The 13,857-nt window shown below is 45.2% G+C and carries 1 protein-coding gene; it reads right to left on the reverse strand.

Going from position 1 to position 13,857, the window contains the following annotated elements; translation table 11 throughout:
- Positions 1 to 175 precede the first annotated feature (175 nt).
- Complete coding sequence (locus E4T79_RS01000) at positions 176 to 13,195, reverse strand: DUF1542 domain-containing protein (RefSeq protein ID WP_228063750.1); 13,020 nt, start codon at positions 13,193 to 13,195, stop codon at positions 176 to 178.
- Between the last annotated feature and the right edge of the window lie 662 nt (positions 13,196 to 13,857).

A 13,857-nucleotide genomic window follows, 5' to 3' on the forward strand; every position in this document is an offset into this window, starting at 1 on the left:
ACTAGGAAACAAGCTGCAGGCTGTACTAGAGTACGACAAAGTAAGTTAACGAAGTAATAAAAGATAAACGAAACGACTCTATGACAAAAAGCCCTCTAAGATTAAGACATAACTGTCAATCTTAAAGGGCTCTTCTCACATAAAGAGAAAGGAAAGATTTATCTAATAAGAACTTTTATTCTTCCTCTTTTTTCTTTTTACCAAGAATCGGTAAGATACCAAGTAAAGCCATCACTCCTCCCAGCACAGCGAGTGATTCTGTACCTGTATCTCCAGTATTTGGTAAGGTTCTTGTATCAGTATTCTTAGAGGCTTTTTGAGAAGCTACTGGATTAATCTGCGCGATAGCGATTAGACCTCTTTCTAGACCACTATTGACTTCTGCAAGAGTTTTTGCCTGGTCAATTGCGTCCTTAGCTTTCCGAACTTCTTCATCTACTTGTGCCTTAGCTGCCGCTTTTTCTTCAGCTGTCAAATCTGAGCGGGCGTCAATTTCCGCTTTCTTAGCGGCTGCCGCCGCATCGATGTCGGACTTAGCGATATTCTTAGCAGTCGCTTCTGGATTAATAGCAGTGATTGCGTCTATACCAGCTGTCTTAGCATCCGCTACACCTGCATTAGTCGTTGCCGCATCAATCGCATCTTTGGCAGTTTGTGCCTTGCGTTCCACCTCTTCCTTAGCGGCTGCTTTTTCCTCAGCTGTCAAGTCTGGACGAGCGTCAATCTCTGCCTTTTTAGCATTAGCTGCTGCATCGATGTCGGACTTAGCGGTATTCTTAGCAGTCGCTTCTGGATTGATAGCAGTGATTGCATCTATACCAGCGGTCGTAGCGTCCGTTACACCTGCATTAGTGGTTGCTGCATCTATTGCATCCTTAGCTTGTTTAGCTACTGCATCTACTTGTGCCTTAGCGGCTGCTTTTTCCTCAGCTGTCAAGTCTGGACGAGCGTCAATCTCTGCCTTTTTAGCATTAGCTGCTGCATCGATGTCGGACTTAGCGGTATTCTTAGCCGTTGCTTCTGGATTGATAGCAGTGATTGCTGCTGTACCAGATGTCTTAGCATCCGTTACACCTGCATTAGTCGTTGCCGCATCAATCGCATCTTTGGCAGTTTGTGCCTTACGTTCCACATCTTCCTTAGCGGCTGCTTTTTCCTCGTCTGTCAAGTCTGTGCGAGCGTCAATTGCTGCTTTCTTAGCATTAGCTGCCACATCTATGTCGGACTTAGCGGTATTCTTAGCCGTTGCTTCTGGATTAATAGCAGTGATTGCATCTGTACCAGCTGTATTAGCGTCCGTTACACCTGCATTAGTGGTTGCTGCATCGATTGCATCCTTAGCTTTCCGAACTTCTTCATCTACTTGTGCCTTAGCGGCTGCTTTTTCCTCGTCTGTTAAATCTGAGCGAGCGTCAATTCCTGCTTTCTTCTCTGCTGCTACAGTATCAATGTCAGACTTAGCAGTATTCTTAGCAGTCGCTGCTGGATTAATAGCAGTGATTGCTGCTGTACCAGCTGTATTAGCGTCCGTTACACCTGCATTGGTCGTGGCCGCATCGATCGCATCCTTAGCTTTCTTAACTTCTGCATCAACCTGTGCCTTAGCAGTTGCTTTTTCCTCGTCTGTCAAGTCTGTGCGAGCGTCAATTGCTGCTTTCTTAGCATTAGCTGCCGCATCGATGTCGGACTTAGCAGTGTTCTTAGCAGTCGCTTCTGGATTGATAGCAGTGATTGCTGCTGTACCAGCGGTCTTAGCGTCCGCTACACCTGCATTGGTCGTGGCCGCATCAATTGCATCCTTGGCTTTCCTAGCTTCTTCATCTACTTGTGCCTTAGCGGCTGCTTTTTCCTCGTCTGTCAAGTCTGGACGAGCGTCAATTGCTGCTTTCTTAGCTGCTGCTACCGCATCTATGTCGGACTTAGCGGTATTCTTAGCCGTTGCTTCTGGAGCGATAGCAGTGATTGCGTCTATACCAGCAGTCTTAGCATCCGCTACACCTGCATCAGTGGTTGCTGCATCTATTGTATCCTTAGCTTTCCGAACTTCTTCATCTACTTGTGCCTTAGCGGCTGCTTTTTCCTCAGCTGTCAAGTCTGGACGAGCGTCAATCTCTGCCTTTTTAGCATTAGCTGCTGCATCTATGTCGGACTTAGCAGTGTTCTTAGCCGTTGCTTCTGGATTGATAGCAGTGATTGCTGCTGTACCAGCGGTCTTAGCGTCCGCTACACCTGCATTGGTCGTGGCCGCATCGATCGCATCCTTAGCTTGTTTAGCTACTGCATCTACTTGTGCCTTAGCGGCTGCTTTTTCCTCAGCTGTCAAGTCTGGACGAGCGTCAATCTCTGCCTTTTTAGCATTAGCTGCTGCATCTATGTCGGACTTAGCGGTATTCTTAGCAGTCGCTTCTGGATTGATAGTATTAATGCTTTGCGTGCCAGTTGTCTTAGCACTTTCTACAGCATCATTGCTAGTTGCTGCATCGATCGCATCCTTAGCTTTCTTTACTTCTGCATCAACTTGCGCCTTGGCGGCTGCTTTTTCCTCAGCTGTCAAGTCTGGACGAGCGTCAATCTCTGCCTTTTTAGCATTAGCTGCTGCATCTATGTCGGACTTAGCGGTATTCTTAGCAGTCGCTTCTGGATTGATAGCAGTGATTGCATCTGTACCAGCTGTCTTAGCGTCCGTTACACCTGCATTGGTCGTGGCCGCACCAATCGCTTCCTTGGCTTTACGAGCTTCTTCATCTACTTGTGCCTTAGCAGTTGCTTTCTCCTCGTCTGTTAAATCTGAGCGAGCATCAATTTCTGCTTTCTTAGCTGCTGCTACCGCATCGATGTCGGACTTAGCAGTATTCTTAGCCGTTGCTTCTGGATTGATAGCAGTGATTGCTGCTGTACCGGCGGTCTTAGCGTCCGTTACACCTGCATTAGTCGTGGCCGCATCGACTGCGTCTTTAGCAGTTTGTGCCTTACGTTCCACATCTTCCTTAGCGGCTGCTTTTTCCTCGTCTGTCAAGTCTGTGCGAGCGTCAATTGCTGCTTTCTTAGCATTAGCTGCCGCATCTATATCGGATTTAGCAGTGTTCTTAGCAGTCGCTGCTGGATTGATAGCAGTGATTGCGTCTATACCAGCAGTCTTAGCATCCGTTACATCTGCATTGGTCGTGGCCGCATCAATCGCATCTTTGGCAGTTTGTGCCTTACGTTCCACATCTTCCTTAGCGGCTGCTTTTTCCTCAGCTGTCAAGTCTGTGCGAGCGTCAATTGCTGCTTTCTTCTCTGCTGCTACAGTATCAATATCTGACTTAGCAGTGTTCTTAGCATCAGCTGCTGGATTGATAGCATTAATGCTTTGCGTACCAGCTGTCTTGGCACTTTCTACAGCTTCATTGGTGGTTGCTGCATCAATCGCTTCCTTAGCTTTCTTAACTTCTGCATCTACTTGTGCCTTGGCAGTTGCTTTTTCCTCAGCTGTTAAATCTGGGCGAGCGTCAATTGCTGCTTTCTTAGCTGCTGCTGCAGTATCAATGTCAGACTTAGCAGTATTCTTAGCAGTCGCTTCTGGATTGATAGCAGTGATTACGTCTGTACCAGCGGTCTTAGCATCCGTTACACCTGCATTGGTCGTGGCCGCATCAATCGCTTCCTTGGCTTTACGAGCTTCTTCATCTACTTGTGCCTTGGCAGCTGCTTTTTCCTCATTTGTTAAGTCTGAGCGAGTATCAATTGCTGCTTTCTTAGCTGCTGCTGCAGTATCAATATCTGACTTAGCAGTGTTCTTAGCATCAGCTGCTGGATTGATAGCATTAATGCTTTGCGTGCCGTCTGCCTTAGCATCCGTTACATCTGCATTGGTCGTGGCCGCATCAATCGCATCTTTGGCGGTTTGTGCCTTACGTTCCACATCTTCCTTAGCGGCTGCTTTTTCCTCAGCTGTCAAGTCTGGGCGAGCGTCAATCTCTGCCTTTTTAGTAGTAGCTGCTGCATCTATATCGGATTTAGCAGTGTTCTTAGTGGTCGCTGCTGGGTTAATAGCAGTGATAGCTTCTGTACCAGCTGTCTTAGCATCCGTTACATCTGCATTGGTCGTGGCCGCATCAATCGCATCTTTGGCAGTTTGTGCCTTACGTTCCACATCTTCCTTAGCGGCTGCTTTTTCCTCAGCTGTCAAGTCTGGGCGAGCGTCAATTGCTGCTTTCTTCTCTGCTGCTACAGTATCAATATCTGACTTAGCAGTGTTCTTAGCATCAGCTGCTGGATTGATAGCATTAATGCTTTGCGTGCCGTCTGCCTTAGCGGTATCTACAGCTTCATTGGTGGTTGCTGCATCAATCGCTTCCTTAGCTTTCTTAACTTCTGCATCTACTTGAGCCTTAGCGGCTGCTTTTTCCTCAGCTGTTAAATCTGGGCGAGCGTCAATTGCTGCTTTCTTAGCTGCTGCTGCAGTATCAATGTCAGACTTAGCAGTATTCTTAGCAGTCGCTTCTGGATTAATAGCAGTGATTACGTCTGTACCAGCGGTCTTAGCACTTTCTACAGCATCGTTGCTAGTTGCCGCATCGATCGCATCCTTGGCAGTTTGTGCCTTACGTTCTACATCTTCCTTAGCTGTAGCTTTTTCTTCAGCTGTCAAGTCTGGACGAGCGTCAATCTCTGCCTTTTTAGCATTAGCTGCTGCATCTATGTCAGACTTAGCGGTATTCTTAGCCGTTGCTTCTGGATTGATAGCATTAATGCTTTGCGTACCAGCTGTCTTGGCGGTAGCTACAGTATCATTGCTAGTTGCCGCATCAATTGCATCCTTAGCTTTCTTAACTTCTGCATCTACTTGCGCATTGGCAGCTGTTTTTTCCTCAGCTGTCAAGTCTGGGCGAGCGTCAATCTCTGCCTTTTTAGCATTAGCTGCTGCATCTATATCGGATTTAGCAGTGTTCTTAGTAATCGCCTCTGGATTGATAGCACCAATACTTTGCGTGCCAGATGTCTTAGCACTTTCTACAGCATCATTGCTAGTTGCTGCATCGATTGCATCTTTGGTAGTTTGTGCCTTACGTTCCACATCTTCCTTAGCGGCTGCTTTTTCCTCGTCTGTTAAATCTGAGCGGGCGTCAATCTCTGCCTTTTTAGTAGTAGCTGCTGCATCTACTTCTGATTTAGCAGTGTTCTTAGCATCAGCTGCTGGATTGATAGCAGTGATTGCTGCTGTACCAGATGCCTTAGCACTTTCTACAGCATCGTTGCTAGTTGCCGCATCGATCGCATCCTTGGCAGTTTGTGCCTTACGTTCTACATCTTCCTTAGCTGTAGCTTTTTCTTCAGCTGTCAAGTCTGGACGAGCGTCAATTGCTGCTTTCTTCTCTGCTGCTACAGTATCAATGTCAGACTTAGCAGTATTCTTAGCAGTCGCTTCTGGATTAATAGCGGTGATTGCGTCTGTACCAGCGGTCTTAGCGTCCGCTACACCTGCATTGGTCGTGGCCGCATCAATTGCATCCTTGGCTTTCCTAGCTTCTTCATCTACTTGTGCCTTAGCGGCTGCTTTTTCCTCGTCTGTCAAGTCTGGACGGGCATCAATTTCCGCTTTCTTAGTGGCTGCTACAGTATCGATTTCTGACTTAGCAGTGTTCTTAGCATCAGCTGCTGGATTGATAGCACCAATACTTTGCGTGCCAGATGTCTTAGCACTTTCTACAGCATCATTGCTAGTTGCTGCATCGATTGCATCTTTGGCAGTTTGTGCCTTACGTTCCACATCTTCCTTAGCGGCTGCTTTTTCCTCAGCTGTCAAGTCTGGGCGAGCGTCAATCTCTGCCTTTTTAGTAGTAGCTGCTGCATCTATATCGGATTTAGCAGTGTTCTTAGTGGTCGCCTCTGGATTGATAGCACCAATACTTTGTGTGCCATCTGCCTTAGCGGTATCTACAGCTTCATTGGTGGTTGCTGCATCGATCGCATCCTTAGCTTTCTTAACTTCTGCATCAACTTGCGCATTGGCAGCTGCTTTTTCCTCGTCTGTTAAATCTGAGCGAGTATCAATTGCTGCTTTCTTCTCTGCTGCTGCAGTATCAATATCTGACTTAGCAGTGTTCTTAGTATCAGCTACTGGATTGATAGCACCAATGCTTTGTGTGCCGTCTGCCTTAGCGGTATCTACAGCTTCATTGGTGGTTGCCGCATCGATTGCATCCTTAGCTTTCTTAACTTCTGCATCAACTTGCGCATTGGCAGCTGCTTTTTCCTCATTTGTTAAGTCTGTGCGAGCGTCAATAGCAGTCTTCTTAGCATCAGCTGCAGTATCTATCTCTGACTTAGCAGCATCCTTAGCAGTCGCTGCTGGGTTGATACTACTAATGCTTTGCGTACCAGTTGTCTTAGCAGTATCTACAGCATCGTTGCTAGTTGCTGCATCAATCGCTTCCTTGGCTTTACGAGCTTCTTCATCTACTTGCGCCTTAGCGGCTGCTTTTTCCTCGTCTGTCAAGTCTGGGCGAGCGTCAATAGCAGTCTTCTTAGTATCAGCTGCAGTATCTATCTCTGACTTAGCGGCATTCTTAGCAGTCGCTGCTGGGTTGATATTACTAATGCTTTGCGTGCCAGCTGTCTTAGCACTTTCTACAGCATCGTTGCTAGTTGCCGCATCAATCGCTTCCTTGGCTTTACGAACTTCTTCATCTACTTGAGCCTTAGCAGTTGCTTTTTCCTCGTCTGTCAAGTCTGTGCGAGCATCAATAGCAGTCTTCTTAGCATCAGCTGCTGCATCTATGTCAGATTTAGCAGTGTCCTTAGCAGTCGCTGCTGGATTAATAGCAGTGATAGCTTCTGTACCAGCTGTCTTAGCACTTTCTACAGCTTCATTGGTTGTTGCTGCATCGATCGCATCCTTAGCTTTCTTCACTTCTGCATCAACTTGCGCCTTGGCAGCTGTTTTTTCCTCGTCTGTTAAATCTGAGCGACCGTCAATTGCTGCTTTCTTCTCTGCTGCTGCAGTATCAATGTCGGACTTAGCAGTGTTCTTAGTATCAGCTACTGGATTGATAGCACCAATGCTTTGTGTGCCGTCTGCCTTAGCGGTATCTACAGCTTCATTGGTCGTTGCCGCATCGATTGCATCCTTAGCTTTCTTAACTTCTGCATCAACTTGCGCCTTGGCAGCTGCTTTTTCCTCATTTGTTAAGTCTGGGCGAGCGTCAATAGCAGTCTTCTTAGCATCAGCTGCAGTATCTATCTCTGACTTAGCAGCATTCTTAGCAGTGGCAACCGGATTTACCGAAGATATAGCGGTGGAGCCGTCTGTCTTAGCCTTGTTTACTGCATCTTCAGTTCTTGCATTATCAATCGCTGATTTGGCAGTTTGTGCCTTGCGATCTACATCTTCCTTAGCTGCGACTTTTTCTTCGTCTGTTAAATCTGTACGAGCTTCAATCTCTGCCTTTTTAGCATTAGCTACTGCATCGACTTCTGATTTAGCAGCATCCTTAGCAGTCGCTGCTGGATTGATAGCAGTGATTGCGTCTGTGCCAGCTGTCTTAGCAGTAGCTACAGCTTCATTGGTCGTTGCCGCATCGATTGCATCCTTAGCTTTCTTAACTTCTGCATCTACTTGTGCCTTAGCAGTTGCTTTTTCCTCGTCTGTCAAGTCTGTGCGAGCGTCAATAGCAGTCTTCTTAGTATCAGCTGCAGTATCTATCTCTGACTTAGCGGCATTCTTAGCAGTCGCTGCTGGGTTGATAGCACCTATGCTTTGCGTGCCAGCTGTCTTAGCACTTTCTACAGCATCGTTGCTAGTTGCCGCATCGATTGCATCCTTAGCTTTCTTAACTTCTGCATTTACTTGCGCCTTAGCGGCTGCTTTTTCCTCATCTGTTAAATCTGAGCGAGTATCAATTGCTGCTTTCTTCTCTGCTGCTGCAGTATCAATATCTGACTTAGCGGCATCCTTAGCAGTCGCTGCTGGGTTAATACTACTAATGCTTTGCGTGCCAGTTGTCTTAGCAGTATCTACGGCTTCATTGGTAGTTGCCGCGTCAATCGCTGCCTTGGCTTTACGAGCTTCTTCATCTACTTGTGCCTTAGCAGCTACTTTTTCTTCGTCTGTTAAATCTGTACGAGCTTCAATCTCTGCCTTTTTAGCATTAGCTGCTGCATCGACTTCTGATTTAGCAGTGTCCTTAGCAGTCGCTGCTGGGTTGATAGCACCTATGCTTTGCGTGCCAGCTGTCTTAGCACTTTCTACAGCATCGTTGCTAGTTGCCGCATCGATTGCATCCTTAGCTTTCTTAACTTCTGCATCAACCTGTGCCTTAGCAGTTGCTTTTTCCTCGTCTGTTAAGTCTGTGCGAGCATCAATAGCAGTCTTCTTAGCATCAGCTGCGGTATCTATCTCTGACTTAGCGGCATCCTTAGCAGTCGCTGCTGGGTTGATACTACTAATGCTTTGCGTACCAGCTGTCTTTGCAGTATCTACAGCATCGTTGCTAGTTGCCGCGTCAATCGCTTCCTTGGCTTGTTTAGCTGCTGCATCAACCTGTGCCTTAGCAGTTGCTTTTTCCTCGTCTGTTAAGTCTGTGCGATCTTCAATAGCAGTCTTCTTAGCATCAGCTGCGGTATCTATCTCTGACTTAGCAGCATTCTTAGCAGTGGCAACTGGATTTACCGAAGAAATAGCGGTGGAGCCGTCTGTCTTAGCCTTGTTTACTGCGTCTTCAGTTCTTGCATTATCAATCGCTTCCTTGGCTTTCCGAGCTTCTTCATCTACTTGAGCCTTAGCTGCGACTTTTTCCTCGTCTGTTAAATCTGTACGAGCTTCAATCTCTGACTTTTTAGTAGTAGCTGCTGCATCGATTTCTGATTTAGCAGTGTCCTTAGCAGTCGCTGCTGGGTTAACACTACTAATGCTTTGCGTACCAGCTGTCTTTGCAGTATCTACAGCATCGTTGCTAGTTGCCGCGTCAATCGCTGCTTTGGCTTTCCGAGCTTCTTCATCTATTTGAGCCTTAGCTGCTGCTTTTTCCTCGTCTGTCAAGTCTGTGCGAGCGTCAATAGCAGTCTTCTTAGCATCAGCTGCAGTATCTATCTCTGACTTAGCGGCATTCTTAGCAGTGGCAACTGGATTTACCGAAGAAATAGCGGTGGAGCCGTCTGTCTTTGCACTTTCTACAGCATCGTTACTAGTTGCCGCATCGATTGCATCTTTAGCAGTTTGTGCCTTGCGTTCTACATCTTCCTTAGCCGCTGCTTTTTCCTCGTCTGTTAAATCTGTGCGGGCATCAATAGCAGTCTTCTTAGCTGCTGCTGCATTGTCAAGTTCAGATTTAGCATTATCCTTATTTCCATTAACCTCACCGTTTAGCGCTGTCTTTGCATTCTCAATCGCTTGAATAGCTTGATCAATCGCAGCTTGATCTGAATCAGGATTATTTAAAACTGTTTGTCCCTCTTGAAGAGCTGCATCGTAAGCTGCTTTTTTATCTGGATCAGCTTTCTCATAGTTAAGAGTTGACTTAACAGTATTTTGTTCATCAACCTTAGCAACTAGCTGACTCTTATCTACAACGGTTATTGTGAAAGTTTGCGCATCTGATCTATTTCCAGTCGTATCTTCAGCTGTAATCGTAACAGTATAAGTTCCTGGAGGTGCTGTAATTCTTCCTGTAATCTTTCCTTGAGCATTGGCAGTCAGACCAGCTGGTAATCCGCTTACAGTAACAGCCTTAACCCCAATATTATCAGCTACTTGTGGAGTAATATCAACTGAACTGTTTTTCTCAAATAGGCGGTTCTCAAGTGGTTCAACGGTCGGTTTCGTTTCATCAGGTCTAACGGTTGCCTGATAGCTTCCTGTTGCCTGTGTCCCGTTCACATCTCTACGAACCACTTGAAGCTTGGTTCCTAAACCTACAAAACTCTTTTCAGGAGTAAAGGTCACTCGACCATCTGCAGCAAGGGTATAGCTTCCTTCACCTACGATTGTCTTGGACGTTGTTCCATCTACAAATGTCGCTGCTTGAGTATCATCCATTGGTACAGAGGCATCACCTGGAGTGAAAGGAACTAGTTCAGACTGTACTTGACCTTGTTCACCTGTCGTCGTGACATCTCTACCACTTGGAGTAACAACTCTTACTGTTGGAGTGTAGGTACCCGTGGCTGTTCTTAGAATTGGAGTTCCATTCTTATCTAATCCCACACTAGTAGTTAGCTGAACTCGAACAGGAGTAGCCGTTCCAACAAAACTTTTTTCAGGAGTAAAGATCACTTGCCCTGTCGTTCCATCAACAGTATAAACACCTTGTCCACTCACAGCAACAGGAGTTGTAGTAGGAGAATTAGCTCCTGGTGCTAGAAGTTTTACTGGATAGGCAAGGCTAGGATTGACTCTAGACTGATCATCCGTTCTTTGGAAAACAAACTCAGCACTTTGAGCCTGCCCTTGTAAACCACTAGTTTCTTTGTTAGAGACCCTAATATCTGGAATGAGTACTTCTGGGATGTAAACCGCATCCATGGTTTGTCCACTGATAGTATTGATATTAGCTAAACCTGAACGGGCTTCTGCTGTCCAACCTGTATCAGCCCCGTTCTCATCCCAAGCTCGGATAACTACTCCAGTAGCCTTTCCTACGAAATCAGCCTCAGGAGTAAACGTAATAGCTCCGCTTTGCGGATTTAAGCTATAAACACCTTGACCTGCTACATTCAAAGTTGTGTTATCAGATACTTGACCATTGACTACAAATTTATAGGGTCTGCTTGTATCCAAACGGTTGGCAGCATTAACATTATAGGAACGTTTTCCATAGGCGGTAAAGGTTACAGTTGTAGATTGCTGCTCACCCTTTTTGCCCCGAGTTTCTTTCTTACTTCCTCTCGGTGGAATAGTTTGTTGAATTTGGAAGTCTTCCACCTCACCAGAATAGGCGGTTCCAGTAGGGTTTTCAATATCGTTACGATCCAGCGCAATTCGCACCCGTCCCCCAAGAACCATCTTCGTAACATCTACGTTTTGAGGAATTCCTCGGAAAGTAAAGGTCACTTTCTGATTATCCCCTGTTACTTGGACAATATCTGAAGACTCTACTGCACCATCAAAACGACCGTCAGCATTAAAATCAATAAAGGCTCTAGCATAGGCAGTTGCATTACCATTTTTACTTGCTAAAACTGTCAAGCGATACTCAGACTCTCCAGCCTTTTGAAGAGGATAATTTCCTTGGGTATTGACACCATTCTTATCCAGAATCTCCCCATTTCCTAAGAGCTGACGTGTCCCTTCATCAGCAGTACCAGTTCGGTCATCTCCCTCCCAAGGTGCTGCACTAGCAGTATTGCTCGCTATATCAGTATCTGGGGGAGTCGTTCCTAGATAGGGTTGTTGTAAGTTTTGCCCTACACCTTTAAAGATGGTATGACGAGCTTCACCGTAGGAGGCTGGGGCATCTCCAGTATCAAAAATCACAAACCCAATCATTGCCCCTTGTTTTCCAGTAGAATTCAAGTAGACACCAACGTTACGAGCGTCTTTCGTTAAGACAACAGGTACTGAATAGGTATGATTTTTGGCGATAATCGGTCCAAAAACTCGTGTTCCCAATCCATCTGTATAAGTTACACCATCTCTCGTACTTGTCTGCTGCGTTGCTGGGGTCACTTGGGTATTGAGCCAACCCTCATCAATCTTGGTGACGCGATTCCAGAAAGATCCAGTTGTATATTTTGCACTATTTGGAGCAGCCCAGGGATTATCCACCGGTTTATACGAACTCGTTGTTCTGGGACCAGATAATTCTGTCAAAAGCTCAAAGGGTTGACCATCTGTTGTATAGAGCTCTAGCTCGTGCTCTGTCGGCTCCTCACCAGTCATCAAGACAACATTAGCAGGAACCTCCCGACCATTCAAATTAGCCTTAATTGAGAACTCCACCCCTACATTATCCCCATCATTTTGCGATTGGATAACCGTTTTTCCCCGAGTATCCAAACCTGCATTTTTAGCAGCAGAATAATTCTGATCTTGGGTTGTTAGGATAATGGAAGCAGGTGCGTTCGTGTTGTTATTACGATTGGTCGCATTGGCATTATAGTTCTTTCCACCACGTTGACGATATAAATCTGTCGCATTAAAAGGACGGAGCTTAGTCACTTCGAGTGTAATGGTATAACCTGGTACAATTTCCTTGACAAAGCGTGTTCCCACTTGCAAGGTATTATTCGGTCCCACATTGGTCAAGGCTCTTTTATCATTGAAATCTAAGAAGACAATCTGATTTTTCAAACGTTCAACGCTTGTCCCAACATATTTTCTATAGTTTTCACTAGGATTTGAATTCGCTGCTGGAGTTGCATTTCGTAAGGCGGATCTTCTGACACGACGACCTCTTTCTCGCACCTCATCTGGTGTAATCTGTGGAGTTGTTGCAGCCTCTACTCTTTCCACTTCCTTACTTGCCTGCTTTACTTTTTCCACAACTGTAGCATCAGCAAGTGCTAACTTGTTAGCGGATGCAATTGTTTCCTCTCGTTTTAACTCTTTTGCTTGATTGTCCTTATTCTCTACAATAGCTGAGTTTCCTGTTTGAGGTAGTGAATCAGCTGCTATTGGTTCTTCCTGACTAGGAAGTGGCAATGCTGGAATTTCTGATACCGGTTGATCTGAACGAGAATCAGAAACTGGACTCACTCCCTGCTCCACTACCTGGCTAGCTACTAAGGTAAGCTGAGTTCCATTCGGTAGAGAAACTGTAACTTGACCATTATCAGCTACAGTAACTACAGAAGCTGCTGGCAATTCTTGGTTACTTTTTCGAATCTCCGCCTCAATCTGAGCTTTCTCTTCAGCTGTCAACTTTGAAAGATCTTGGACAGATACCTTGTGGGATAAGAGAAGACTAGAAATTGAAGCGTTTTCAGTTTCAGCCATGACAGAATTTAATCCTGTTGAATCTTCCGAAATCTTATCCTCATTTTTTTCTTCGACAAGCTTCACTATATCACTAGGCTCTTCTGTCACCTTTGTTGCATTTTCTTCTACAACTCCAAGACCAGAGCTGACCTCCACACTTTCTCCATCAGCCTGAACAGTTTGAATAGGCAGAAATGCCAAAAATGCAGAAACACCCAATAAGACCGATACAGTTCCAACATTATACTTGCGAATTCCAAATCGAAACCTTGTTAATTGTTTAAAAAATGATTGCATCACAATATTGACCACCTTTGTCTTAAAATTTATAGTTCTGTTATGTTCGTTTGAGCTTAGAATTTTTCTAAGTTTCTATAAAAATACATGAAAAGCGATACTAGTAGATTTATAGAAAACTACCCATCTATAATTAAAACAGATTTATTATGTAAAGTAAAGTATTTCCTCCTATATATTCGTTTTTTTCATCCCCCCAAGTGCTACAAGTTCATTCTTCAACTATGGTTCATTGCTTAGGCTATTTTGGCTAGCATAAATAATGAGAATCAAGTATCCTTTTCAGCTTATTCTTTATGAGCAAAATATGTTCCAATCCCCTGAATCTATACGTAAATTTAATAAAATTCCTTTTGAGAAAAACTCTCTAGCAAGTCCATTGAACTTCTCATTGTTCCTTTTCTCACATGATTGTTTGTCCTCCTGCATGGCTTTCCTCCTCCTAAAAACAAAAAGAGGCTGGGACCTTATGTCCCAGCTTTCTAACTTTAATTAACCGAGCTACGTTGACGCAGTGGTTGATTGCTTCAATGGCTACCATGCCGTTGAAGGTTGGAAATGAAATGCTGCTCTTTTTTCAGGGAGCAGGCTAAAAAGCTCCAATGGAGCTTTTTACTCATATTTGTTCGTGTTTCACACTAACTTAGGTGCTCCTGAACCAG

Origin of the sequence: Streptococcus sp. LYSM12 (assembly GCF_004569635.1) — a bacterium.
Lineage (GTDB): Bacteria > Bacillota > Bacilli > Lactobacillales > Streptococcaceae > Streptococcus.

Coding starts and splice junctions, on each gene's coding strand:
- E4T79_RS01000 (WP_228063750.1), bottom strand. CDS start 13,195: ATGCAATCATTTTTTAAACAATTAACAAGGTTTCGATTTGGAATTCGC.